Here is a 25,619-nt window from a genome sequence, read left to right as displayed (position 1 = left end):
TTGTTCTGTTTGGAATGAATACTGCTATACGTAAAAAAGACGCTTGAACCTCCCTGCCTGGGAGCATGCAAGCGTCTTTTTCATTTATTTGCTATTGGGAATATTCATGCGGATAATACGGAATGCTGGATTGAGCCGATATCAACAGCTTGCCGGCCTGATCATCGTAAACGACCGGACCGTCCTTGATGTAATACCACGTTTTCAATACCGGCTCATCCTCCGGCTCCCTAAAAATAAAAACATTCAGCTCTTCGCGGAATTCCAACAAAGCTTCCACGTTTTCGTCGCGCTTCGTCTCAATACTAAACAACCAGCCTTCGTTGCTGGGTTCAACCTGGTACGGAATCGCCTTAAGGCGCGTATCAAAAAATGTCCTTCCACTTACGGCATGCTTCACAAGCAGCGTTTCCTTCATAAGCGACCCTCCTTAAGGCATATCGATCAGCATAAAAAACGTTTCGCTGACGGCAGACAAGACAAGCGCTTCCTGGCGCTGTATTTCCGCCACGTCGTCCGCTCCCAATGCTGTGCCGCTTGCGTTCAAGCTGCCCTCTATAACATAAAGGAACTGCTTGCGATCCGCGGCGGATTGATGAACCAGTTCGCCCCCCGCATCCAGACGGGATAAAAAGATCGTCATATCCTGGCCAATTGGCAAAGTACCATCGCCGGCTTTGCTGCTCACCACCGGCAGCAGTGTATTACGCAAACCCTCCACCGAAAAGGCGCCCGCCTTGTAATCAGGCGCTTTGCCGCGTACGTCTGGCATAAACCATAGCTGAAGCAAGCGCAATTCCGTTTCGCTGGAAGCATTAAACTCGGTATGAATAACCCCGCTGCCCGCCGACATGACCTGAACCTCGCCAAATGAAGTCGTTACGTTATTGCCCAGGCTGTCCTCATGGCGGATTTCACCCTCCAGCACAATCGACACGATTTCCATGTCGCTATGGGGATGAGCGCCAAAGCCCTTGCCCGGCGCCAGCCGATCGTCATTGCACACGCGCATCGCGCCGAAGCCGCTTCGCGAAGGGTCCTGATAACCTCCAAAGGAATAAACCGGGCGGCTTTGAAGCCAGCCCATATCGGTTTCATGCCGCTCTGCCGCGGGAAGCACTTTAATCATACCCATCCCCCTCTAATATCATTGTATCGTTTCGTTAACCTGCTGCCTTGCTGCCTTCCGGCAAACTATCTTTTTTAACAGCAGGATAAATTCTGGACAGCAAAAATGCCTGTGCGATCATAAACAAACCGCCTGTTACCCAATAAAGTGAAATGGCCGCCGGGGCAAACAGGGCAAACGCGCCCATCATAATCGGCGACAAATACCCCATAAACGCAAGCTGCTTGTTCTGCGGCGAGTCGTTCCCGATCTGGGAAACCTTAAACTGGATAAAATAAATGACTGCCGCAATAATAGGCAGAAGCATATCCGTCTCGCCCAGCTTGAACCACAAAAAGGAATGCGACGCAATATCGGGAGTTAGCCGGATCGCAGAATACAGCCCGGTCAGAATTGGAAGCTGAATCAGCATTGGCAAACATCCGATCGCAAGCGGGTTTACCTTGTGCTTGCTATATAGCGCCATCATTTCCTGCTGCTTCTCTTTTGCGTCCTCCGGTTTTGTTTTACCTTTATATTTGTCCTCCAGCGCTTTGAGCTCAGGCTGAAGAACAGCCATTTTCTGTTTCATATCGCGCTGCGAACGGTATTGACGCAGCATAAGCGGAAACAGCACGACTCTGATCATAATCGTAATGGCCATAATGGCAAAGCCGTAGTTGTCATGAAACTGGGAAGCCAGCCATTGAATGACTTCGGATAACGGATAGATCACATAATGGTTAAACATGCCAGGTGTCGCTTCATCAATCGTTCCTGTCGCACTGCCGCAGCCCGTTAAGGTCAGCAGGCCAATGCCAAGCAGGGCAAAGGCATAGAATCGACTCCGTACCGATCGGCGCGGGAATTGTTTTGTATTGGGCATAATAAGCCTCCTCGTTGGTTGTTGTTTCTTTTGGCCAACGAGTTCACGCAGTCATTGTCATCATCATCCGGCGCATCCTTGCGCTTGACCCTTCGGACAAGACGGGTACTGGAAGTTCCGCTTGCTGTAGCCACAATCGGCATGATAACCGTTTGGACCACGCCGGACTGCCTGTACTCCTTTTGCGCGTCCACAAACGCCAAAAGATGCACGGTGCCGATGCAGGTTAAGGTACAAAGCAAGCTGATGGACAACAAATAGGGCAACCAATCGTGAAGCATGATATCGATCAAAGCAATTCCCTCCTTTCGGCTATAGTGGAATCAAAGATATACCTGATTCATGTAGCAATGGAAACAAGGCGAGCAGATTCATTTTGCGTAAATTCCTGAAGCACTCGCAGCATCGCCCGCTGGGCTCTGCAGGCCATTTCCTGCGTCGATATGCTGCGACCGCCCTTGTTCCAGGCAACGGAAACGCCGTAAATGCTCCAGCTCATCATAACGGATACCGTATAAGCAAGCTCAGGGTCCCCGTTCATATCCTCGTAAGCCGGGCTTTTCTGAATCAGGGTCAGCAGGAACTTCTGAAGCTCTTCCTTGATCCTCTCCTCTGCATATGGCAGAGAGGTCTGACTGGTCTTGGGGCATTGACTGTTAAAATAGGTTTGAAACTCACACATAATCACAATAATTTTAACCATGGTGTCCTCGCTGAACAGCTCATGGCATTGCAGCTTTTGCCTCAGCGTATCCTTAAGCATACTGGACAAGGTTTCATCCAGCAGCTCATATTTATCACTAAAATGGGCGTAAAAGGTCGCCCGGTTAATGGTAGCTTTTTCGGTAATATCCCGTACCGTTATTTCCTGAATATCCTTATGTTGAATGAGTGTCAAGAAGGCATCCTGAATCAATTGTCTGGTGCGCAAAACACGCGGATCTTTTTTGGGTTGCTCCAATCTGCTCAGCTCCTCCACATTTCACCCTAGTATAGCACATCTAAGCAACACATGTTGGTTAAAATAATGGGTAAAATCATCGCAAGCAGCTCATAAAACGGCAAAGGCAACAACAATCCAGCCCGCGATAAAGCACAAGCCGCCTAGCGGCGTAATAATACCCAGGCGTTTCACACCTGTGAGCGCAAGCGCATAAAGACTTCCGCTGAACAAAACAATTCCGGCGAACAACAGCCAGCCTGCCGCCTGAATCAGCTCTCCGTTAATCGGAAGCTGCGAAAGGCCGCCTAGCAGCAGCAACCCCAGCGCGTGGGCAATATGATATTGAATTCCGATCAAATAAACATCCAGCTTGTCCGGAGCCAGCTTGCGCTTCAGCGCGTGCCCTCCGAAAGCCCCCAATATAACGGCAATTGCCATGCAGACACTTCCAAGCAGCAGCAACGTTTGCATCAAGCATTCTCCTTTAGCGTTTCTATCATCTTCCTGCGACATTCTGATTATCAAGTCTGGCGCGCCATTTGTCAAAGTCCGCCAGCGAGGCTCCATCAAAACGCGGAAAAACAGCTGCCCTAAGCTTCGGGCAGCTGTCCCTTGCTATATTCCTGCTGAAGAGATAGCGTTGCTCCGCTTCTGCTTCTCTTAAGCTTGCTGCAGAGCTTCGATTTCCAGGGAGATTTTCACTTCATCGCCAATCAGCACGCCGCCGGTTTCCAGTGCAGCGTTGTAGGTCAAGCCGTAATCGCTGCGTTTGATTGCGCCTTTTGCGCTAAAGCCTGCTTTTGTATTGCCCCAAGGATCTTTGCCCGAGCCTTCGAAGGTCACTTCAAATGTTTCCGAGCGCGTTACGCCATGCAGCGATACGTCGCCTGTCACTTCATATTCACCTTCGCCTGATTTGGAGATTGACGTTGCTTTGAAGTCCAGTGTCGGGTGGTTTTCAACGTCGAAGAAATCGGCGCTTTTCAGATGACCGTCGCGGTCGCCATTGCGGGTGTCTACGCTGCTCAGGTTAATTTTGAATGAAATATCCGCTGTTGTCAGGTCTTGAATATCGGCTTCGATTTCAGCTTCGAATTCATGGAATGCACCTTTAACTTTAGCGATCATCATATGTCTTACCGAAAACTCCACTGCACTGTGCGATGCGTCAATTGCCCATTTTGCTTTTGTCATTTTAAATAACCTCCAACGTTTTATTATTTACTTTATTACGTTTATTAGCTTACTTTTATTAAGTTCATGTGTTTATCTTAATCTAAAGATATCCCGATGTCAACTCCTTTTCTCAAAAAAAAATCGCAGCTTGCTACGTAACAAAAAAGTCGTCAGCAATCACCTTTTACGGTGTTTGCGAAACGACTTTGTCATCTATTTTATGAAACTTCAAGATGAAGTGCTTTCCAATCTAAGCTGGCGCTAAAGCAGGGTACTGCCTGACCGCACCTTATTTCCTGCAGGGTGTGACTGCATGAAGGAACCCATCCGCCAAGCCGTTAGTCGACGGCCTGCTCATCATCATCTGCCTCGTCCGCTTCATCAGCTTCATCGGCTTCGTCGGCCTCATCGGCAGCGGCTGCTTCCGCCGCTTCCTCTTCCAGCTCCGCCTCCGCATCAAGGGAGATGCCTTCAACTTCGACGATCTCTTCCGACTCGGCTGCCGCTTCCACCTCAAACGACTCCGCGGCCTCTTCCTCAGCCGCTTCCCCCGCAAGCCATTCTGCGCTTTCCTCAAGCGCTTCTACAGCTTCATGCTCTTCACTCATTTTTGTCACCTCCCTTATTATTCTACATTTATTGTAGCGCTTTCATTTTGCGCCGCAAGAGGTGTATATTGTCGCATTATAGGAACTTTTTCCGTATGCCGTCCTATTGCGTAATAAGGTTCGCCGCATCCCCGACTGAAGTCCAGTATAAGTTTAAGTCCAGCGTCTGTTTCAGGCAGCAATTGCAAAAGCTACTATTAAGGTACGCTCAAAAAGCAAGCTCACAAGGTCCGATTTGAAGCACCAGAAAATAGAGGAAGCTATATCAGTTAAAGAATATTTGGGGTGATAACCAAGATGTACATAATACTTAACCTGCTTGAGCAATCCATGCTGGCTTGTCTGCTGGTTGCCGTCCTGGCCTTGGCCATCTGCGCGCCAAAGCTGATCTTCAGCCCCTCGGAGCTGGAGCTTCATCGCAAGGCCGTACGCATGCAGCGGCTTGCGACAGCCGCGCTTGCGCCCGCTTTTATCGCCATTGCCGCAGAACTTGCCATCATCATCATATCCGAACCCGCGATCTGGGGCGATCGCTTGCTGCTCAGAGCGCCGCTTGCCGCCGGGGCTGTCCTGCTTATTGTAACGAAGATACGGCCAAGGCTTCGCATGCTCATCCGTCGTACGGCAGGGCAGGGAGAACGCGCCCTCGATTTGCCTCGAAGACGCCATGCTACGGAGCCCGCGCTGGTCGCCTCCTCCAAAATAGCCTCCTTCCTTACAGCGGGCGCCTGCTATTTCGTCATCTTCCCTCCGGTTCCGTTCCACTGGCTATCGACCTTTTTGCCTTTAGCCGCATTGCTGCTGCTAGCAATTATTGTTTTGTTAGAACAAACCAGCCAATCCCGCAAGGCCTGTCTGTCGGCCAATTCCACCCTTTATTTTCCGTGGAAACGGCGGCTGCGCATTACCGGCATGATCAGTGCGGCATTTGTTGTTATTAGCGTCCCCGTCCTGCTAGCCATGGAAAACAGCCGGGCTGACAGCGAGAACAGCATCCTTACGGATTTGGCGGCGTCCGGGAACAGCATGGGCTCGCCGCGCTTTCTATCATCGCAGGAGGGCCAGGAATACGGAGAAGCCTTTGACCGGGAATACAAGGTTGTGCTGGATAATCGGCTTGCTTTTTATAACGGGGTGCCATCCTTTTATGATACAGTAAACGGCAAGGTGCTTACTCGCCGTCCATCTCTGATGGTGCGCGAAGGGGAGCTTGTCAAAACAACAATTGTTAACCGAAGCGACTCCGAGCTGCCGCTCCAGCTGGCGGGCCACTCCATGCACGTGGTCTCCCTGAATGGAAAAGAGATAAGCGAAAACGTGGACGGAGGTCACTATCTGGAGCTTGCTCCGGGCGATGTATGCATTGTATCGTTCCGGGCTGACAACCCCGAGGATCTTGCCGATCCCTGCGTGGACCGCCCCTCCGGCGGCTCTGACCGAACCATCGCCCTCCAGCTGCTCTATGAGGATAACTTCTCCTCCGACTGCCAGTCCCATTCCGGTTAAAAGAGCGCGCCTCGCGCGTATGCAACCCCGTCCTTGGAGCATGCAGGCTTGGTTTTCCCTTAAAGTATGACTATAATTTATTAAGGAAGAGAGTGTTCAAGATGAAGATTAAAACAATTGGCGGCGTATTGCTTCTGCTGCTTGGAGTCATCCTGCTCCTGAATCAGGGGGAAAGCTTTGGTCCCGGCAAAATTTTCGCATTGTTCTGGCCGTCCCTTTTTGTCATACCTGTAGGCTTGTTTTTCCACTGGCTTTACTTCGGCATGACAGGCAGGAATGGCTCCGGACTGCTCATACCGGGCGGCATCCTTTTGACAGTCGGTTTTGTCTGCCAGATAGCGATGCTTTTCGACAATTGGGCTTATATGTGGCCCGGATTTGTTCTGGCCCCGGCTATAGGGCTGCTGGAATTTTATTGGTTTGGCAACCGCAATAAATGGCTGCTTATCCCGATCAACATTTTGACCGTGCTTTCCCTGTTGTTTTTTGCCGTCTTTTCACTCGGCAGACTGGTGGGCGACCTGCTCGCCAGCCAGCCGTATATCGCAATTCTGTTTATTTTGGCAGGAGCAGCTGTGCTGTTGCTCCGGAAAAAAACAGACTAATTTCATTATTGGAGGCCTGCTCGCCACATGTTAACTTTCGAACAAAAAATCAATGTGATTTCATCCTTCCCCGAGCTTGAGCGGAAGGATGTTTCGCTTGGCAGGGTAAATTTTCATTACGAGGGCAGCGCCCATGACAAAAAAACGGTTGTGTACCATCTTCACCCCGGCGGAAACGGCTTTGTGTATGCCGGGCTCCTGGATGATGTAAAGGTGGATGCCAAGGGATTGGTGAACATCCGCGATTATTCGGAGGAGGAGCTTCGCGAGCTGATCGCCCGCGCGATTGAAGCGATGTCCGAGCCGCCTGCGGCTCCATTTGCCGTCAAGGAGCGCAAGGCCCCTGCGCGCGAGGAGGACTGGATTGGTTCTGGCGGCGCTGTTCTGACTGTTCGCAAGGAAGAGGATTTATGGTGCATTTACGCCGGATTAAACTTGGATATGGCCTTTGAAAGCTACAATGAAGTTGTGCAATATATGGCAGAAGAAGAGTTTCAACGGAAATAAACAGGATTTTGGCCCTCACTTGTCTAATTGTTATACACGACAACATGACAATGGGAGGAATTTGCATGTCAATTAAGGCAAAGCTATCCGCCTCCATATCCTTGATCGTTGCTTTCATTTTGATGCTGAATATGATTTTTATATATATAAGCGCCAAGCACACGCAATCGGAGGGGATTGAACAGCAGCTGCAAACCATCGCCAAGCAATTGGCGGTGAGCATTGAAAACTTCCAGCATAGCCGGGAAACGATGGAGTACGAGCTGGCAAGAGAATTAAGACTGGCCGCCTTGGTCGCCAAAGACCGGTTAAGCCCGGACATTGCCGATGTGACGAATGAGCAGCTCGAAGCGCTGCGGGATGATCTGAAGCTAAACGACATTACGCTCTGGCAAAGAATAGACGGCAAAAATATTTCGGTCATGTCCACCAATCCCGATGAAATCGGCTTGAAATCGGAAGCCTGGGATTATTGGGATACGGCCTTTCATCAGCTGTTCAACCTGCAGCAGGTGCAGGTTGATTATGGGATAAGCATGGACCATTACTGGTCGGGCCCGATCAATTATGCCGCATCCAATCCGGATCAGATCAATAAGTGGGGCTATTATTACGACGGCACCGCTAATTACATGATTAATACCATCATGGACACCAACAATTTGCAATATGATCTTGTCAACGGCACTAACGCCGTTATTGAAAAAATGTTATCGCTTCATCCAAGCATTTTGGAAATTTCCGGGTTCAGTCCTGAGTTTTTTGGCAAAAAGCGTATTATAAAAATGAAAAAGGGCGTACCTATCTACAATCTGGATGTCAGGGACGTTCCCTTCGGCACCTATACCTACAGCAATACAGCGGAGGATTCCGTCTATATACAAAATGTGCTTGAAAACGAAACGGTTCAAACCATCAAGTTCCAGCATGAAGGCATTGAGGTGCGGCGCAGCTTTATACCAATACCTTCCGACAAGCCTTACGTCATCGGGGTAGCCTTCAGCGAGGAAATATTAGGCCAGCCGCTTCGCCGGGAGCTGCTTACCTATGGCCTCATATCCATCGCGCTGGTGCTTTTGACGATGGCGGCCAGCTATTTCATCGCTGGCTATATGCTTCGTTCGCTCAGACAAATTATGGACAAGGTAACGGCAATCGCTAACGGGAATTTCCGCGAAACCATTATTATTCGAAACAAAGACGAGTTGGGCTCTCTGGCAGACAGGGTAAACGTAATGGGAAGCAATCTGGATCAATATACAACCCGTTTGAAGGATGCGGCTGCGGAGCTGCAAAATACTAAGCAATATCTGGAGTCTTTTGTCGGCCATACCTCGGATGCTATTCATGTCGTCGATCTTGATGGGCATATTACACAGGTTAACAAAGCGTTTGTTTCCATGTTCGGATGGTCCGAGAAAGAAGTGATGGACAAGCCTCCGCCCAATATCCCTGTGGACGAGCTGACAGATTATGAGCAATTGATGGACGAGGTGCTTCAGGGCGGTACAGCCAGCGATTTCGAAACCGTCCGCTTTACAAAGGATGGGCGGCTCATTGATGTCAGCATGACGGTATCCCCAATTCGTGACGAGCAGGAGCATATTGTTGCCGTGGCGACCATAACGCGGAATATTACCTCCCGCAAGCAGGCGGAGGAGATGCTTCGCCGTTCGGAAAAGCTCTCCGTTGTTGGCCAGCTTGCAGCAGGAGTTGCTCACGAGATCCGAAATCCGCTTACGACACTGGTTGGTTTTGTGCAGCTCCAAAAAACAACAGGGCAATTATCAGATGAAAATTTGGATCTGATGCTGGAGGAGCTGGACCGGATTAATATGATCGTCAGCGAATTCCTGGTTTTGGCCAAGCCTCAGGCCAATCGCTACGAATATGTGCTGCCGGGAGAATTAATCAAGGATATTATGCTGCTTCTGGATTCCGAGGCCCGTAAAAACAATGTCTGCATGTCGCTTGCGCTTCCCGAAACGCCGATTGGCCTGAAGGGCGTTGCCAATCAGTTGAAGCAGGTATTCGTCAACGTAATCAAAAATGGCATTGAAGCGATGCAAGACGGAGGACGGCTGCAAATCGAGCTTAAACCACTCGACGATGAAGAGGTCGCCATTATTTTTTCCGATCAAGGCTCCGGTATAGCGGAAGATGATTTGGCACGTCTGGGAGAGCCTTTTTTCTCCACAAAAGAGGGCGGAAATGGCCTGGGTATAATGGTGAGCCAGCAAATTATCGCCAATCATCGGGGCGTTATCCGCTTTAAGAGCAGTCCGGGCGAGGGTACCCGTGTAGAGATTGTCCTTCCGATTCAAAACGAATCTTGATTCCACATCAAGAAGATGGGATGGGTTGTAAACCAATGACGATTGACCATCAATCAAAAAAAGAGGATACTCCTGTTTTGATCGTTACGGCAGTAGAAGCCGAGAAGGAGGCTGTACTTCGCGGCTTGGAGCGGGCCGGCGCTAAAGACGCTGCTGTTGTCATCGCGGCCGGAGCAGGCCCTGCCTCTGCGGCGGCCGCTACAGCGGAGGCGTTGGCTGCCGGAAAGTATGGGCTTGTCATCAGCGCCGGAATTGGCGGCGGCTTTCCGCAGGTCGCGCCTATCGGCTCCCTTGTTCTGGCGGATGCCATCATTGCCGCTGATCTGGGCGCAGAATCGCCGGAGGGCTTCCTGAGCATTGACGAGCTTGGCTTCGGCTCCTCCTCGGCTCCCGTCGATGCAAAGTGGCATGCAAGGCTTCTGAGCGCATTGCTGGAGACACGCCGGCAGGTGCGCTCCGCTCCTGTTCTGACCGTCACAACCGCCACAGGAACAGCGGAGACGGCAGAGCTGCTGCTGCATCGCTTTCCAGCTGCTGCCGCTGAAGCTATGGAGGGATTTGGCGTAGCGCTGGCCGCACAGCGCCGAGGAACGGCAGCGCTTGAGCTTCGCTCAATCTCCAATGCCATTGGCCCCCGCGATCGCGGCGCTTGGCGTATTGGGGAAGCTCTTCAAGCGCTGGAGGATGCCGCTGCAGCCATTGCTCCGGCAATTACGGCTATCCAAAACTAGCCTGTCCGTCCTCTAGGCCTGATTGTCTTTTAGCATAATTGTCCTTTAGCTTGACTGAGCTCAATACTTGAAAGCGCCGCCTGCCTAATTGAAAGGAGAGTTGCTTCATGATGGATATCGCTTATTCACCGTGTCCCAACGACACATTTATTTTCCACGCTTGGGCGCATGGCCTTATAGACGCTCCCAAGCTGAATGTCACTTATGCTGATATTGATATTACCAATAACTGGGCCGCCGACTTGCAGGGACCGGAAGTGATGAAAATATCCTACGCTGCTTTGCCTTGGGTGCTGGATCACTACCGCCTTATTCCTTGCGGCGGGGCGCTTGGTCGAGGCTGCGGCCCGCTCGTGCTCACTCGCGAGGAAATAGCCGGCAAACGAGGCGGAGCCAGGCTGACGGGCAAAACCGTCGCCGTGCCAAGCGAGCGCTCCACCGCCTATCTTCTGTTCCGTCTCTGGGCGGAGCAGCAGGTGCCGGGCGGCGTTGGCAATATAATAGTGATGCCCTTCCACGAAATCATGCCGGCCGTAAAAAATGGCCTTGTTGATGCAGGGCTGGTCATCCATGAAGCCCGCTTTACGTATCAGGAGTATGGCCTGCATATGCTAGCCGATATGGGAAGCTGGTGGGAAGAGGATACCGGCTTGCCGATTCCGCTGGGAGCTATCATCGCGCGCAGAAATGTCGATGCCGAATCGCTCGGCAAATGGATTCGAGAGTCGCTTGATTACGCGTGGAGCCATCCTGAAGCCTCTCGCGGCTATGTTATGGAGCATGCCCAGGAGCTTTCCCCACAGGTGGCCAAATCGCATATCGACCTGTACGTCAGCGCCTTCAGCCGGGACCTCGGCGAAAAAGGCTTCGGCGCTGTCGAGGCACTGCTTGGACGGGCGGCGGAGCATAAGCTTGTTCCCGCATTTGACCTTGCATTGCTGCGCAATTAACTTTGCTTTGCCTGCCGCAAAGCTATATGCTGTTGCCACGTAGCAGCCACTGCTGCGTAAAAGCCACTGGCGCATAGCAGCCACTACCATGTAGCAGCTACTGCCACGTAGCGAAAAACAAGCATCCTGCCGGATCAAAGCGGCGGGATGCTTGTTCGTTTGTACTTTTCTGTACTTCTATTCTTTTGTGGCTCAACCTAATAATCAATGCTTGACAGGATGAAAAAGCGGTACTTTACAAAGCATCATGTAAGCAACAAGAAGGCTTTGTTCTTTGTACGATAATTCACTCAAACTGCCATTTCATGCGCCGCAATGCATACAACTTGTACGAAATATCGTACAAAATAAAGACTCGTGCCCTCTAAACGAGTAATGTTGTACGATTATTCATACAAAAATAAAGGCTCGTGCCCTCCGAATGGGTCATATTGTACGATTTTCCGTACAAAACGACCTTAATGGCATTCAAAAACGCAACTTTTATATGCATATTCACACAAAAGGCAACAGCGGTTTGCAAATGCTGCAGCCCTACCCTTACATTATGTGCTTATAGTCCCTTGGCAGCGCTTGAAGGCAGCCTTGGCAATATGGGCATTGCGAGCCCCCGCTGTCCGCTCTTGCATGCTTGTCAATCTGCGTTATGGCTGCCCGATACGCGTGCCTCCAACAACCACAGTATAATGCTTAAAGCGCTTGACCTGGTAGCCGTTTTGCTCCATTTGCTCCGCATTCACCTCACCGCTTGCATAAATATATGCCGCTGTTTCTCCGAGTTGCGGCTCTCCATGCTGGAACCGATAACGCCCAAAGGAGCTGACCTGCTGAAACGCGCCGCCGGGATTGCCATACACGACGCTGTCCGCAAAATCGCGCGGATCAATCCGTTCATAAAACAAAACATAGATATAGGGCATATTGACGGATGGCGTCACATACACCGTCCCATCTGTTTGATCCGATGCATACGAAACCGCGTCCCCAAACGACTCAAAAAAGACCATGCTTAATTTTTCGCTATACGTTGTGAAATAATAAGCAGCGAAAGCAGCGAAAAAAAGCCCGAACGAAATGATAGCCGTCATCGCCGCAAGACGCCAACGCTGCCACAGCGGGACGATTCCCCCGGACGCAAACAAAAGCAAGGGGTAAAAAATGATATTGATCCGATTGATGTTGATCTCTGTCACCAGCGCAACCATAATGGCAGCGGCAAGCCATGACAAAAGCAAGGCATGTCCAATCGACTTGGAGCGCCAAACAAGCTGAAAGCTATAGGCAATGCCGAACAGGATAAACGGAACAGCAATGGGATAAAGATACCCGTAAGGCGGTACCGCGTTCCATAACAATCCGTCGTCCCCGGTAAGAAAAAGCTTAAGAAAGCTTTTGGCATGATTCCATAACGGGGTCAGTCCTTGTCCTGAAAAAACAGAAGATATTTCCTCCACTCTTGGCACCGTCAGCTTCGGAATGGAAAACAAAGGCGTAACTATGCTGGCCCCGTCAAACCGGTTAATCCAGACAAATGCGGCAATCGGCAAAGCCAATACCGTTAGGATTCCGCCATACAGGAGCAAGGAGACAGGCTTAATCATCTTGTAATAAAGCAGTAAAACGGCGGCGAGGCCGCAAAAAACTGGAACAAACAAATAGGCTGTGCCATACGAATAGAGACAGAGAGCCATCACAGCCGCAAATGCGGCAAACCAGCGCCAGCTGTTTTTCTCCAAGCCTTTGAGAAGGAAATAAAAGGCCAGCAGCGCAAGCGCCGGAAAAAGATTGGATTCCAGCGCCCATCTCGACATCATCAAGTGCCATGGGCTAACCACTCCCAGAAACAGCGCTATCAGCGCTCCGCGCTCCCCTTCAAAAAGCCTTTTTCCGATTGCATACAGCAGAACAAGGCTAAGCAGTCCAAGCAGCATGCTTGCAGCCCGCACAGACCAAACCGTCAAACCGAACACATAAATAAAAGGCATCGACAGGTAGGCATAGAGAGCATTTTGACCGCTGCCCCAAGCTATAAGATGGACCGGCATAAACATGCCATTCCGATCAACGCCATAATGAAGAATAGAGAAAGCATCGTAGCCGATGGAGGCCTCGTCCTGATTTAAGCCCGGCGGAAGCATTCCCGACTGGTACACAATAGAGATGATCCCGATTACGAATAAAGCTGCCGCTAAACGATGCATTTTAAGCCAGTTAAATCCGCGCTTCAGCATGCTGTGCCATCCTCCGACCCTGGTCTTCTACCTTTGGAAACGACTGCTTTTTCAAACCAAATAATGGATGGTGCAAATGAAAGTATACTTGATATTCTAATCTTTCACCACCATTTTTCAATTGACGAATGAGAGCAATGTATGAATAATAAAAAACAAGCCATTGCTGACACCTGGCTTAAGCATTTGTATGAAGGAGGAAGTCTTTTGTCAATCGTCCCCCAAATCCTGGAATTCAACAAGCAATTTGTTGAAGAAAAGCAATACGAGGCGTATCTTACCAATAAATTCCCGGATAAAAAAATTGCAATTTTAACCTGCATGGATACGCGTCTGATGGAGCTGCTGCCAAAAGCGCTGAACCTTCGCAATGGTGATGCCAAATTTATTAAAAACGCCGGCGCCATTTTGACCCAGCCGTTCGGGAGCGCCATGCGCAGCATCCTGGTTGCCGTCTACGAGCTAGGCGCCAAAGAAGTGCTTGTTATCGGCCACCATGGCTGCGGCATGACCAATCTTGACGCCAAAGGCATGATTAGCAAGTTCAGCGAGCATGGCATTGATCCGCTGACCATTGAAACGCTGGAAAACTCGGGTATTCGCATGGAGAAGTTTTTGCGCGGCTTCAGCGCGCCTGAAGAAGGCGTTATGCACAGCGTCAAAATGATCCGCAAGCACCCGCTGTTTCCAAAAGCGATACCCGTTCATGGCTTTATTATGCACCCCGATACGGGGCATCTGGAAGTTATCGTTCAGGATTACCGCGAGGAATAGTGAACGGTCTTTTATGAAGGCTGCTGCTGGCCATTGGCCCAATGATCTGACTCATTAACCCTGCTGGGTAATGCGGCGCCTTGCAGCACACTGCCCTGATTCCGTCATCTGGCGGTCTCAGGGCCATTTTTTTCAGCATCGAACCCTGTGAGGAGTGGTACAATGCTTCTTAGGAAGGCATTAAGTTCCTACCTGTCTTGTTGGGCCGTTATTTTATATTTTTGGCAGCTGTTCGCGATTTCACCGGGTGGTTCGACTTACGTTGTTCGCGAGTTGCTGTCATGGCTGACTTTGATAAGTCTTTATGCCGTTCCGGTTGTTTTTGTATACGGAACGCTGGTTTCGTTGACATTGGACTTTCTGCTATCAAAACTGGCTTTGAGCCGCTGGTTCACACTGTTGCTATCTGCTGCCCTGCACATGCTGATGGGCGCTGTCTTCGGCTTGTTCTTTCAGCTTGTGCCGCTTGCCATAGCCGGTTCATTAACAGCCCTGCTTTATTGGGGGACCGATCTGCTTTTGAAAAACACAAATTGGACCAGACACCGTAACAAGTGGCTGGCCGTCTTTCTGCTCCTGCCCGTCGCAGCAGGCATTGTCCTTTCTACTGTATATCTTCGCTAATCAAGTCGGAATTGATGGCTATCGCGGCTTTGCTGCCTTCGCCTGCTGCAATTATCGCTTGAGCGGGCGACATAACCGTCAAATCCCCGGCGGCATAGACGCCAAAAACACTGCAGCGCCCCTGTCCGTCCGTCTCCAGTCCTCCACGCTCATTCATCGCGCAGCCAAGCACAACGCCAAAAGGCGAGCTCTGCCGCCAATAAGGCGACACGAACCCGCCAATGCATCGAAGCTCTCTTCCGCTTGTAAAACGGATGGCGCTCAATCGGCCTTCGGAGCCCCTGAATCCGGTTATGCTTTCATGGATGATTTCTACCCCATAACGCCGCAGCAGGCTAGACTCGTCATCTGTTAAAGAACGAGACATGCCGTTAGTACATAAGGTTACCTTGCGGCTCCATTGCAGAACCAGCCTGGTCAGACCAAAGCCGCCGCTCCCTTCGGCAATGACCGCAAGAGGTTGCCCGCGCAGCTCCCAGCCGTCGCAATAAGGGCAGCTGAACAGACTTACCCCGTAAAAGCCCCTTATACCGGGAATATCAGGCAGCGTCTCCGACAGCCCGGTCGCTAGCAGCAGCTTTCGCGCATAAAGGGAAGAGCCGTCTCCCGCAGCCAGCTCAAACCCTCTTCCAAGCCGCCTGATTGCCGTTACTCCTTCACCATACAACACGACGCTTTCGTAACGGACCAGCTCATTCCAAGCCAGTTGTCTCATCTCTCGTGGAGATGCCCCGTCTCTTGTAAGAAAACCATGCGTTTGCCGTACAACCGCATTCCGCGGCTTGCCTTCGTCCAGCAGCGCAACATGACGGCCTGCTCTGCCAAGCACCAGCGCCGCGCTCAAGCCGGCCGGTCCGCCGCCCACAATTGCACAATCCAGTTCCATAGCCGTACCCTGCCCTCCGGGTTAAAATGACTCTTCCAAAGCATATGGCATTGGGAAGCGGCGTATGAATAGCGTCAGGTTCCGGGACGAATCAGCGTAAAGATATCGCCTAGCTTGGCGTAATCATTGCCAGCCATTCGCCCTACAGGCTGAAGCTTGGACGCATCGATTCGGCCGTCATGGTAAAGCTCTTCAGCGACATGAAATGCCGTGACGCGGCCTATAAGCAATTCGCATGCCGGCTCTCCGCTTTGGCCGCCAAGCGGGATTGCCTTCTCCAGCACGCACTCCATACGAATGCGGGCCTCCTTTACGCCAGGCACTTCAATCGTCGAGCTGGCAACCGCCGTTAAGCCGGCGAGCTCCACCTCGCTAACCTCGGAGGGCACGGGGGCCGCTGTTTCGTTGATGGCGGCAATACAGCTTTCATCGGCTATATGCACCACGAATTGCCCCCGATTCATTGCATGCTTTGCCGTATCCTTCAGCCCGCCGTCCTTGCGCTGCACGGAAACCGCAACCATGGGCGGGTTGGCCGATACAATATTGAAAAAGCTGAAGGGCGCCGCATTCAGCACCCCTTCATCCGATAAGGTTGTTACGAGCGCAATCGGCCGGGGAAGAATACTGCCGATCAGCAGCTTGTAATTCTCCTGAACCGAGCCGGCCGCCGGGTCGATGTGAATCATGGCTCTCACCCCTCAAAATGTCTTTTGAACCAGCCTGCAGCGGCTTTTGCTTCACTTTCGGTCAAGCTATGTCCAGCCCGCTCCCAATGGATTTCCACTTCGGCTCCCGCTCCCGTCAACAGCTCGTTAAGCTCATTGCTTTCCGCGAGTGAGCAGATGGGGTCATTTTCACCAGCTCCTATAAAAACAGGTATTCCGCTCAAATCGGGCAATGTCGTGCCTCGCAGCGGCACCATGGGATGATGGAGCACAGCCCCCTTCAAGCTGCCCTGGTATTGAAACATCAGGCTTCCTGCAATATTTGCTCCGTTGGAGTAACCAACCGCGACGATATTGCTCCTATCGAAGCCATATTCAGCAGCCGCCTCATCCAGAAATGTATGAAGCTCTTCCGTTCTTTCCAGTAAGTCCGGTATGTCGAATACCCCCTCTGCCAGCCTGCGGAAAAAACGCGGCATGCCGTTTTCCAGCACGCTGCCCCTCGGACTTAACAGGGAGGAGCCGGGGGAGAGCAGTCTCCCCAGCGGCAGCAAATCCCTTTCAGTTCCGCCCGTTCCGTGCAGAAGCAGCAAAACGGGAGCATTTTGATCAGAGCCTTGCTCAAATATATGCTTCATTATTTTACCTCCTCGATTACGCGGACTTCAAAAGGAGTCAGCATAGACTCAATAGCTGTGCGATGACCTTCATACCATTCCGGCAGCATCAGTTTTTCGCCAAGATGCTCCAGCTCCTCGTCTCTGGCAAAGCCTGGAGGATCGGTTGCGATTTCAAACAGGATGCCGCCTTGCTCGCGGAAGTACAGCGCATTAAAATATTGTCTGTCAACAATTGGAGTAGGACTTTGTCCGTTCTCGCTCACCCATTGCCGCCAAGCTGCGTGCTCGACATCGTCTTTGGCCCGCCAGGCGATATGATGGACCGTTCCATGCCCGCCCGAGCCTGGCGCCATAGCAGCTGCGTTCACATCAATAATGTTGCCGATATCGCCGAATGCTTTGAAACGGATAAAACCAACATCCTCTCCTACCCGTTCCATGCCCAGCACGTTTTCCAGCAGTTCTGCGGTATGCGATGGCGACGTGCTGAACAATACCGCTCCTCCGAAACCTTTGATTGCTTTATCTTCCGTAACGCCTCCGAAGGACCAGGTGCTTGCAGCCCCCTCTGCACGGGCAACAATTTCCCCTCTTAAGCCGTCAGGATCGGAAAATTGCAGATACTGCTCGCCAAAGCGTTCTGTCTCCTGAACCTCCACGCCGTAAGCCGACAGCCGGTTTCTCCAGAACTCGTAAGCTCCTTGCGGCACCACGTAAGTCGTAATGCCAACCTGGCCGCCGCCGATTCGGCCTTTCCGCGAATCCTTCCAAGGGAAAAAGGTAATGATTGTTCCAGGGCTTCCCCCCTCATCTCCAAAATACAGATGGTAAACCTCCGGCGCATCAAAGTTGATTGTTTTTTTCACCAATCTAAGTCCCAGAATACCCGCATAAAAATCGCTTGTCACCTGCGGGTCTCTAACAAAAGCCGTAACGTGGTGAATACCTGCTGTTTTAATGGCTGTCATAATAATCTCTCCTCTTTGGTTTAAAGTGTCTTTATTTTAAGATATATGGTCTGCAAAAGCAGTCGTCAAGGCCGTCTACCGGCTACTTGAAGGACTGCTGGGCTGTCTTTCCCAGTTTCTTGAGCAGCTGGCTTGCGATGGTTATCTCTTCCTTGCTGAGCCCCGCTACAGCGGCTTGTATGATTTTAGTATGCTCGGGAAAGACCTGCTCTATAAATGCGCTGCCTTCCTCCGTTACTTCGGCGTAAATCAGCCGGCGATCGCTTTGCGATGCGCGCCTGCGGCATAGTCCCTTCTTCTCCAGCTTATCCACTACATACGTGATGTTTCCGCTGCTCATTAGCACCTTTTCGCCAATTTGCTGCAGAGGCTGCGGCCCTCTGTGGTACAGGAGCTCCAGCACCCCGAACTCGGTACGGTTAAGACCATGCGTCCGGATATCCCGGTCCGCATGAGCATTGACCCACTGGCTCGCCCGGGAAAGGGCGATGTACAGACTAAGCGCCGGATCGGAAGAAGCAGCCGCTTTGCTTTGTTCCTGAATCGGCAACGGTTCGCTTTTCATTTTCAGCGCCTCCCTCTTTTAAAATCAAATATCTTAAATTAAAGATATCGGAATTCAGTTGAAGTGTCAACCCCTGATGTTCCAATATTGATTTGGGAAAGAGAGCTTACTATTTTGCATGGCTGAAAAGCAGTATTCTAACCTAGCCTAACCTGGCAACTTAAAAAAGCAACCCCAACGTTGAATACCAACATTGTTGGGGTTGCCTCCTCATTTGCTACGCGTGACCCGATACGGATGGAGCATCCGTAGGACGAACCAGTGCATGGCGTTCCCATGCCCGGCTGCGCCAGCGGAAATAAAAGATAACAGCGCGAATCCATTCATCCGCTGCAATAGCAAGCCATATGCCCGGCAGACCCATGCCCATATGAAACACGAACAGATACCCAAGCGGCAAGCTCATGCCCACCATTGTAAACATGCCGACATACAGCGGATATTTGGCGTCGCCGGAAGCGCGCAGCGAGTTGACGATAACGATGTTGATGGTACGGCCCGTCTCCAGAATGAGGCTGTACAGCAACACTTGGGCTCCAAGGCGCAGCACCTCGGCATCATCGGTGAAAAGGCCGACCAGCTGGTGCCGGAACAGCATAACAACGACGACAACAACCAGCGTGCCGATGCTGGCGGAGCGGACGCTCATCCACACCCTCGTATAGGCATCGTTGGATCGTCCTGCTCCCACGAGACGGCCAACCATGATGGCTGTACCCATGCCGACGGCAAAGGCAAACAAATAAATCAGCATGGAAATATTGGAGGCATATTGCTTGGCCGCCAGCGCCGCTTCTCCCAGATACGTCGTGTAGAACACGAACACCAGCTGGCAGCATTGGTACATGACCTGCTCAAGAGCGGAGGGGATGCCGATTTTCAATATTTTACCGATATATTCCTTGGACAACGTGAAATAATAGCGAATAGCGATTTTGACCGCCATAATCCGATACATCATCCAGAAAAAGACGAATACGGCAATCAGACGGCTGACCACCGTCGATATGGCCGCCCCTTCTACGCCCAGAGCCGGCATTCCAAAATTGCCAAAAATCAATGCGTAGTTGCCGATAATATGAATCACGTTCATGCCAAGCGATACAAGCATCGCTTCTTTAGTAAAGCCATGCACGCGGATAATCGCAGCCAGCGAATTAATGATCGCTTGAAGGAATATAGCACCGCCTACAATCCGGAGATAGCTCTTCGCAAACTCCAGCACTTCGCCCTGCAGGTTCAACGATTGCAGCAGGTAACCGTTAAACATCACAAATCCGATGCTCAGCACGATACCAACCATGAGGTTTAGCGTTACTGCCAGCGCGGATATTTTGGCCGCTTCAAAAAACTTTTTCGAGCCAATGTATTGAGCCACCACGATGGACGCCCCGTTGCCGATTACTTCCAGCAGCAGCAGCACGATGTGCAGATACTGGTTGGATGCGCCAACTCCCGATACGGCATTATCGGAAATCGCGCTTAACATAAACGTATCCGCTATGCCCATCATCATAAACAGCGATATTTCCAGAAATATCGGCCATGTCAAATAAAACAGCTTGAGGTCCTTGCCCTGGCCCTTTCCAGGGGCCGTTTGCTCTTGCACTCCTGTCACCTTCATCCTGTGTCTTCAATCTTGCTTTCTCTATGTGTGCAACACGTATCGTAGCATATAATGGGGCCTTTCGCATCAGTCAATTTCAGCTAAAATACACACCCGCTATCCGCAAACGCTTTCTTCACCTCTGAACGGATTTTCATCGCAAAAAGAGTATAATCCACAATTGTTTGCTAAGTATGAAGTATTGTGCAATCAAGCTAAATATAGAAAGCTTCCATTAAAATCTGATTATTTACAGATTTTTCTTGCCCCCTTGCAATCTGTGATCTCAAATGCTAAGATAACAACAAATAGGAACGTATGTTCTCTTTTTGGTTTATTATGAACACCGATTAAACCTGGCTTGGCTTACGAATTGGGGAGAAGGGGTGAGGTACATGTCTTAATATTCACGATTAAGCGTTTGTTTTAGCTATTTATCAACTCTCTGTTCAATCCATAGAAGGAACGAACGTTAGAATGGCTATTTTTTGTAACGCTTATTGCTGCGGCATGCATTATGCATGTTTCTCCACCAACTGGCATCACGGTTGACTGGATCGGACGCCACATCCAGGCCCATTTACGTTTACTGAACATAATTCACTTGAATTCCATTTAGTTATATATATTTTTCTTGAGAACCCTGCCAGATTACATGTTTCATGTGTAATCTGGCAGGGTTTTTTTATCCGTATTTTTATTATCAGAATTTTCAGATTATTTAACCGTTATAAGTAACAGCCTCCAAAAAATCAGCGATAGCACCCTGAAAAAGCGGGGTCTATCAGAACCCAAGAGACCGTTAGGCGAGCCTAGCAGGTCTCTTTTTTTGCACACTGCCCCCTCACCCAGAAGTGGCGAACCGCCTCTTGAGATTCGCGAAAGTCTTTCACACCTTTTCACACCCCTGGAACGACCACTGATAGCACAAGCCATCCCTGTTTTTATTTAACAAATATTCCCACTGGAGGAACTGATAATGAATAATAACGTAGCAACTGTATCCAACTTCTCTATCGAAACTCTTGCGCCTATCTTCAACTATGTTCTAAGAGGCGTTCGCTATGAAGACCGTGAAGAAGTCAAATCCGAGGCCGTTCTGCGAATCCTCACGGCTATCGATCAAAACAAGGTCAAAAAAGATGTATTTTCATTTTCTCATACCGTAGTCCAGCGAACCGTCTACGACTACTATCGCAAAAACAATCGCATGATTACAAAGCGAAGCACTTTGGTCAATTATTGCGATGGAGCTGATGAAGATCGGGGCTCAACTATCGATTACTTCTCTTACGCCACCGAGGAACCAGGCTATGGCCTGTCCGATGTGCGAATTGATTATCTCAACCATATTGATATATTTACTCCGCAGCAACGTAAAATTCTAAATTTTATGCTCTTTACTGAAGAGGGAATCGCTATGAAGCCGACCGAAATTTCAAATCATCTCGGATTGGATAAATCACATGCATCTCGAGCCATGGGCAAGCTGAAACAAATTTGTCAAGGTTAAAGCTCTAAAGCACAAACAAGATGATCTCGTATTAGGAGGGCATTATGATTGATCCCCATAAAATGTATCTGATTTTTCATGCTCAAATACAGCTTCAGGCGGTGGTCTAAATGATAGGAAGGCACGCAGTAGGCGGGCGGATTGACCCTCCTTACTTTCCGACAAAGACGGAACCTCACTTCGTCGGCAGGGCAATCGAAATTCCTGCCAAAGCTAATGGAAATCGCGTCATTACAGACGCCTTTACAATGTCCGGCGAATTGGAATTTTATGCAATCTCCATTCGGAGCTGCAGTCAAGATGCCACAGATTATTGGAATCTGTCTGTTGGCGGGAGAACAATTGCCAAAACGATTTTCTGCAAAAGTTACGAGGAAGGCCTCTACTTCCAAGTTGCTCACCCCGTAAAGCCAGATCATGAAATCCTGTTTGAATATCACACATCTAATGGTACTGGAAAAACGGTTGAGTTGTTGTTTCACTTCCTGACTGACCCCGGCCTCGACTTGATTCTGACGGGAGAGACTAACCTGGGAGTCTACCCGGATCCGCCGCCTGAACTCCCCGAAACCGAGCAGCCGCCGGGCTTGCCCCCAGGCGGAGCATTACAGCTGCCTGTTGCATGGGAACCGTTCTCTTCTGTTGCCGAAGCCGTTATTTGGACTTCAGCGTTGGGCATTCGTGCAAACTTTGCCGGAAAGATTTCTGCGGCCAATTATGTTACGGAGGCTTTGGCCTTGCTCCTGAACACATGCGGAGGGTTCGCAGAGATGATCCAGAAACATAAGCTAACTATCTCTATCCAGAACGCCAAAGGAGCTAACGGGTACTTTAACCCAGGTACAGGCGAGGTCGTGATTAGCAATCGATACGATTTTAGTAACGCTGAGGTGATCACGCAAGCCGAATATGATGCAGGCCAGAAATCCTCTCCGCATAAGCTGAGGACCATCATCCATGAACTGGGTCACTGGCTGCACTACCATAATGTAGGGGCAAAGACATTTTATCAATATTCAAGCCTCGACCCCGACAACTATGGAGCAAAAACGATTCTATCAAATGCCGAAGCATCATATATCGCCAATAATCTGAGCAACTATGCAACAAAGTGGTTTCCCATCGAGTTGATGCCAGAAGCCTTTACGGCAAAAATCACGGGTATTCCTATCGACGCCAAGATATGGGAATGGTATCAGCAATACGGAGGTTTCGAATGTGAGGGGTGGTAAAGATGGACATTACAGTACCATGCGTTTTTTGTAAATATTTCAATCGAAACGAACGCGAAAGAATGACCTGTATGGCATTTCCCGGAGGTATACCTAAGGAAATTCAAGAGCTAAACGTGATTCATACCGAGCCTTACCCTGCCGACAATGGCATTCAATACGAGCCCTTAAGCGAGAAGCAAGATTACTTCAACTATTTTGAAGGAGAAAGGAGAAAATGAATGATTGGATTTATGAATAAGTGTCCGCATTGCGGGCAACAGTCATCATTCGTGCCTGAAGAAATGGAATGCGATAAAGCTTTGGTTCTTTGGTGCAACCACTGCGGGAACTTTATCAACCAAACCCTTACAATCGAAACAATCCGCCGCTGGTGGCTAAGAATAGACGAGGGAAATGAGAGCATTAAGCCGCCAATTAGCAAAAATCAGTGTTTCCAGTTGGAAACCATTGAAGAGCTCCTTAACAAAGAACAGGCCAACAGCTCCTTTCCCAAAATAGAAATTCATATTAAGGATTTTGGCGACTATGCTTACTCCGAGATGGGGACCAATGAAACAACCGATCTCATTCATCAGGAGGGGAATGAGCTTGAAAGAGGCTAAAAATCTGAGGAAAATGTACGAAAAGCATTATTATACCGGACAAGGAACCTTTTTCGCCGAAATATCCTCCTATCCTTTGCATTACCTTGCAAAGCCAGGAAGATGGGAAGAAATAAAAACTGATGTTGAAGACTTTAACCGGTGGGAATTTTCCAAAGGGGTGCAATCGAATACATTCAAGGCTTACTTTGGCGATAGTACTTCAGATAACAATCACCTGGTAGGCATAGAAAGAACAGATGGAGAGAAGGAGCAGTGGATCACCTTTAAACTGAAAGACGCCACTCCCTCCGATATGAAATGTGAAGGCTCCTCATGTACGTTCAAGAATTGTTACACGGATGTGGACGTTGAATATATTGTTTTGGAAGGAATGCTGAAGGAGAACATAATCCTCCACCAAAAAAATGATAAAAGAAGGTACTGTTTTACCGTAAAAACCGGAAATGTTTCATTACAAAAAGAAGGCGACTCTATTGTAATTTACGATCTGGACGGTCATGTGATTTGGGACATGGGGAAGCCGTACCTAATCGATTCAGAAGGAGCGGTCAGCTACGGTGTCCATTATGATTTGGTTTACGGGGCGCCGTTTGATGAGCTGACATTGATTGTGACCGACGAGGATTTTCTGCGGAAAGCCGCATATCCCGTAACGATTGATCCTACAGTGGAACTACAAGGTGACTCTGCGATTATACAGGACTCCTACATCACATCTGGATCGGGTGAAAGCATCAACACCAACTACGGGAACTCTCCCAATCTGGTCACCGGAGGGACAGGCAGAGACATCCTGGACAAGACCCTAATCCAGTTCAAAACAAACTTTGGGCATACTGTGGTAAATGAAGCAGCCCTGGAGCTTTATTGCACGGGAATGTCCCTCATCAATACTTCAATTCTTACTGATTCCCACAGAGCATATCATATCCTTTCACCCTGGAATAAATCTACAGTAAAAACTTCAAATGCACCTAATTTCGGGGTTAACCTGTTAAGGGGCAATCCTTCGGGCGTAGCAGTCAATAGCTGGTGGAAGTACGACATTACTAATTACTTCTTTCATGCAGATGTTAAACTAAAAATAATGGATTGGCCCTTTCGTTCGCAGGTGCGAGTTACGGCTGGAAAGCTCTCGCCACATTTGCAAGCACAAGGCATACCAATACTAGCATTAGACCAAAATTAACGCTCAAATACCTCAAAAAACCAGTTATAGGATTCCATAACGGAACCGGGCAAGGCGGTACTTATTACTCTGATGGATACAACGATGTATTTAAGCTGCTCGACTTCGGAACTCTGACTGCTGGTCAACTTTCGTCCCCCCGGCAAGTATACGTCCAAAACTTGGCGGGTTATGAGGTCAACAACCTTAGAGTGTACGTCGATCCTGCACAATATCCCAACAAAATATCTATCGAACTCAGCCATTTCAACAGCCCATTTATTCCCGAAACTGTTCTCACCTTTAATGGCACATTTTCAGATGGAGAATCGGCATTATTTTATGTCAGAATTGTAACCCAGGAAGATACTATGGCAGGCGGCGATTTTAATATTTGCGCAAAAGCCGATCCTGTCAGTGAGTAAAAAAACTCTGACCATGTCATTTGAAAATATTCCACTTCTCACAGGAGGCCTTCTGGCCTCTTTTTTTGCAACTTTTTTCGTGGTCACTCCCACTATTGATAACGAAGGAGAGTGATAGAGATGCTTGCTGAAAATATTCATGTAGACCCCCGTACCGCCTCGGCCCTGACCCTCGTGGACAATCCCCGGCTAAACACCAAGGAATTGCGATTTATTTCCTCCAACAAATCCCTTTTCCTAAGCTCTATAAGCAAAAAACAGCTAGCTGACAAACAATTTGACAATCTCCAGCACTGGCTTGAGATATCTATTATTAATCTCCCGGCCTACGAAAAGCTGATTGAGCTTCTCGACTGTGAAGGGAATGAACTCTGA

At 49.6% G+C, this 25,619-nt stretch carries 31 protein-coding genes; 15 read left to right on the top strand and 16 right to left on the bottom strand.

The window, feature by feature from the left end:
* Positions 1-91: 91 nt before the first annotated feature.
* From A7K91_RS04660 to A7K91_RS04630, 8 genes are all read right to left on the bottom strand, one after another.
* Positions 92-418: a hypothetical protein gene (locus A7K91_RS04660; protein WP_068680163.1), complete on the bottom strand. Its 327-nt coding sequence runs from the start codon at positions 416-418 to the stop codon at positions 92-94.
* A gap of 12 nt (positions 419-430) precedes the next feature.
* Positions 431-1,129 carry a pirin family protein gene (locus A7K91_RS04655; protein ID WP_068680161.1) on the bottom strand — a complete coding sequence of 233 codons (699 nt, stop codon included), beginning with the start codon at positions 1,127-1,129 and terminating at the stop codon, positions 431-433.
* 34 nt (positions 1,130-1,163) lie between these two features.
* Positions 1,164-1,994 (bottom strand): membrane protein insertase YidC, encoded by an 831-nt coding sequence (gene yidC, locus A7K91_RS04650; protein WP_068680159.1) that lies wholly within the window; start codon positions 1,992-1,994, stop codon positions 1,164-1,166.
* Complete coding sequence (locus tag A7K91_RS26350) at positions 1,913-2,287, bottom strand: hypothetical protein (protein ID WP_156739325.1); 375 nt, start codon at positions 2,285-2,287, stop codon at positions 1,913-1,915. Before A7K91_RS26350 ends, yidC begins: the two co-directional genes overlap by 82 nt.
* A gap of 47 nt (positions 2,288-2,334) precedes the next feature.
* Positions 2,335-2,955: a TetR/AcrR family transcriptional regulator gene (locus tag A7K91_RS04645; RefSeq protein ID WP_068680157.1), complete on the bottom strand. Its 621-nt coding sequence runs from the start codon at positions 2,953-2,955 to the stop codon at positions 2,335-2,337.
* A gap of 90 nt (positions 2,956-3,045) precedes the next feature.
* Positions 3,046-3,408, bottom strand: coding sequence for a DUF423 domain-containing protein (locus A7K91_RS04640; protein WP_068680155.1), 363 nt, complete (start codon positions 3,406-3,408; stop codon positions 3,046-3,048).
* A 189-nt stretch (positions 3,409-3,597) separates the two neighbouring features.
* Positions 3,598-4,131, bottom strand: a complete 534-nt coding sequence (locus A7K91_RS04635; protein ID WP_068680153.1) for a YceI family protein — start codon at positions 4,129-4,131, stop codon at positions 3,598-3,600.
* Between the two features lie 320 nt (positions 4,132-4,451).
* On the bottom strand, positions 4,452-4,721 hold the full coding sequence (locus A7K91_RS04630; RefSeq protein ID WP_068680151.1) for a hypothetical protein: 270 nt from the start codon (positions 4,719-4,721) through the stop codon (positions 4,452-4,454).
* 297 nt (positions 4,722-5,018) lie between these two features.
* Here A7K91_RS04630 and A7K91_RS04625 point away from each other — a divergent pair, with 297 nt between their 5' ends.
* From A7K91_RS04625 to A7K91_RS04600, 6 genes are all read left to right on the top strand, one after another.
* Positions 5,019-6,227 carry a cupredoxin domain-containing protein gene (locus A7K91_RS04625; RefSeq protein ID WP_068680149.1) on the top strand — a complete coding sequence of 403 codons (1,209 nt, stop codon included), beginning with the start codon at positions 5,019-5,021 and terminating at the stop codon, positions 6,225-6,227.
* A gap of 101 nt (positions 6,228-6,328) precedes the next feature.
* Entirely contained in the window at positions 6,329-6,832 is a 504-nt protein-coding gene (locus A7K91_RS04620; RefSeq protein WP_068680147.1) for a hypothetical protein, read from the top strand.
* A gap of 27 nt (positions 6,833-6,859) precedes the next feature.
* Positions 6,860-7,339 carry a hypothetical protein gene (locus A7K91_RS04615; RefSeq protein ID WP_068680145.1) on the top strand — a complete coding sequence of 160 codons (480 nt, stop codon included), beginning with the start codon at positions 6,860-6,862 and terminating at the stop codon, positions 7,337-7,339.
* 65 nt (positions 7,340-7,404) lie between these two features.
* Positions 7,405-9,675 carry a PAS domain S-box protein gene (locus A7K91_RS04610; RefSeq protein ID WP_068680143.1) on the top strand — a complete coding sequence of 757 codons (2,271 nt, stop codon included), beginning with the start codon at positions 7,405-7,407 and terminating at the stop codon, positions 9,673-9,675.
* Between the two features lie 35 nt (positions 9,676-9,710).
* Positions 9,711-10,406 (top strand): futalosine hydrolase, encoded by a 696-nt coding sequence (locus A7K91_RS04605; RefSeq protein WP_068680142.1) that lies wholly within the window; start codon positions 9,711-9,713, stop codon positions 10,404-10,406.
* 110 nt (positions 10,407-10,516) lie between these two features.
* A complete protein-coding gene (locus A7K91_RS04600; RefSeq protein ID WP_068680312.1) occupies positions 10,517-11,356 on the top strand; it encodes a 1,4-dihydroxy-6-naphtoate synthase in 840 nt (279 codons plus the stop codon).
* Positions 11,357-12,000: 644 nt separating this feature from the next.
* Here the strand turns inward: A7K91_RS04600 and A7K91_RS04595 are convergent.
* A complete protein-coding gene (locus A7K91_RS04595) occupies positions 12,001-13,587 on the bottom strand; it encodes an ArnT family glycosyltransferase (protein ID WP_068680140.1) in 1,587 nt (528 codons plus the stop codon).
* A gap of 207 nt (positions 13,588-13,794) precedes the next feature.
* On the opposite strand from A7K91_RS04595, the gene A7K91_RS04590 reads away from it, so the two are divergent.
* Both A7K91_RS04590 and A7K91_RS04585 read left to right on the top strand, forming a co-directional pair.
* Positions 13,795-14,361, top strand: a complete 567-nt coding sequence (locus A7K91_RS04590) for a beta-class carbonic anhydrase (protein WP_068680310.1) — start codon at positions 13,795-13,797, stop codon at positions 14,359-14,361.
* A 162-nt stretch (positions 14,362-14,523) separates the two neighbouring features.
* Positions 14,524-14,985: a hypothetical protein gene (locus tag A7K91_RS04585; RefSeq protein ID WP_068680138.1), complete on the top strand. Its 462-nt coding sequence runs from the start codon at positions 14,524-14,526 to the stop codon at positions 14,983-14,985.
* Here the strand turns inward: A7K91_RS04585 and A7K91_RS04580 are convergent.
* The 6 genes from A7K91_RS04580 to A7K91_RS04555 form a co-directional block, all read right to left on the bottom strand.
* Positions 14,966-15,871 carry an NAD(P)/FAD-dependent oxidoreductase gene (locus A7K91_RS04580; protein WP_068680136.1) on the bottom strand — a complete coding sequence of 302 codons (906 nt, stop codon included), beginning with the start codon at positions 15,869-15,871 and terminating at the stop codon, positions 14,966-14,968. The genes A7K91_RS04585 and A7K91_RS04580 overlap by 20 nt on opposite strands.
* Before the next feature lie 74 nt (positions 15,872-15,945).
* A complete protein-coding gene (locus A7K91_RS04575; protein ID WP_068680133.1) occupies positions 15,946-16,560 on the bottom strand; it encodes a flavin reductase family protein in 615 nt (204 codons plus the stop codon).
* Positions 16,561-16,565: 5 nt separating this feature from the next.
* Positions 16,566-17,177 carry an alpha/beta hydrolase gene (locus A7K91_RS04570; RefSeq protein WP_068680132.1) on the bottom strand — a complete coding sequence of 204 codons (612 nt, stop codon included), beginning with the start codon at positions 17,175-17,177 and terminating at the stop codon, positions 16,566-16,568.
* On the bottom strand, positions 17,177-18,127 hold the full coding sequence (locus tag A7K91_RS04565; protein WP_068680130.1) for a ring-cleaving dioxygenase: 951 nt from the start codon (positions 18,125-18,127) through the stop codon (positions 17,177-17,179). The genes A7K91_RS04570 and A7K91_RS04565 overlap by 1 nt, the downstream gene beginning before the upstream one ends.
* An 82-nt stretch (positions 18,128-18,209) precedes the next feature.
* Complete coding sequence (locus A7K91_RS04560; RefSeq protein WP_068680128.1) at positions 18,210-18,692, bottom strand: MarR family winged helix-turn-helix transcriptional regulator; 483 nt, start codon at positions 18,690-18,692, stop codon at positions 18,210-18,212.
* Between the two features lie 217 nt (positions 18,693-18,909).
* Positions 18,910-20,310, bottom strand: a complete 1,401-nt coding sequence (locus tag A7K91_RS04555; RefSeq protein ID WP_068680308.1) for an MATE family efflux transporter — start codon at positions 20,308-20,310, stop codon at positions 18,910-18,912.
* A 967-nt stretch (positions 20,311-21,277) separates the two neighbouring features.
* On the opposite strand from A7K91_RS04555, the gene A7K91_RS04550 reads away from it, so the two are divergent.
* From A7K91_RS04550 to A7K91_RS04530, 5 genes are all read left to right on the top strand, one after another.
* Entirely contained in the window at positions 21,278-21,811 is a 534-nt protein-coding gene (locus A7K91_RS04550; protein ID WP_068680126.1) for a sigma-70 family RNA polymerase sigma factor, read from the top strand.
* 110 nt (positions 21,812-21,921) lie between these two features.
* Complete coding sequence (locus A7K91_RS04545; protein WP_068680124.1) at positions 21,922-23,043, top strand: hypothetical protein; 1,122 nt, start codon at positions 21,922-21,924, stop codon at positions 23,041-23,043.
* Between the two features lie 71 nt (positions 23,044-23,114).
* Positions 23,115-23,264: a hypothetical protein gene (locus tag A7K91_RS04540; protein ID WP_245697243.1), complete on the top strand. Its 150-nt coding sequence runs from the start codon at positions 23,115-23,117 to the stop codon at positions 23,262-23,264.
* Entirely contained in the window at positions 23,265-23,648 is a 384-nt protein-coding gene (locus A7K91_RS04535; protein WP_068680120.1) for a hypothetical protein, read from the top strand.
* Positions 23,635-24,840: a CBM96 family carbohydrate-binding protein gene (locus tag A7K91_RS04530; RefSeq protein ID WP_068680118.1), complete on the top strand. Its 1,206-nt coding sequence runs from the start codon at positions 23,635-23,637 to the stop codon at positions 24,838-24,840. Before A7K91_RS04535 ends, A7K91_RS04530 begins: the two co-directional genes overlap by 14 nt.
* Here the strand turns inward: A7K91_RS04530 and A7K91_RS27260 are convergent.
* Complete coding sequence (locus tag A7K91_RS27260; RefSeq protein ID WP_281198612.1) at positions 24,837-24,968, bottom strand: hypothetical protein; 132 nt, start codon at positions 24,966-24,968, stop codon at positions 24,837-24,839. The two genes, A7K91_RS04530 and A7K91_RS27260, sit on opposite strands and share 4 nt — an antisense overlap.
* Before the next feature lie 63 nt (positions 24,969-25,031).
* Here A7K91_RS27260 and A7K91_RS04525 point away from each other — a divergent pair, with 63 nt between their 5' ends.
* A complete protein-coding gene (locus tag A7K91_RS04525) occupies positions 25,032-25,244 on the top strand; it encodes a hypothetical protein (RefSeq protein WP_068680116.1) in 213 nt (70 codons plus the stop codon).
* Positions 25,245-25,364: 120 nt separating this feature from the next.
* Entirely contained in the window at positions 25,365-25,619 is a 255-nt protein-coding gene (locus A7K91_RS04520; RefSeq protein WP_068680115.1) for a hypothetical protein, read from the top strand.

Source organism: Paenibacillus oryzae, assembly GCF_001675045.1.
GTDB classification, from domain to species: domain Bacteria; phylum Bacillota; class Bacilli; order Paenibacillales; family Paenibacillaceae; genus Pristimantibacillus; species Pristimantibacillus oryzae.
This window is presented reverse-complemented; position numbering and strand designations above follow the sequence as displayed.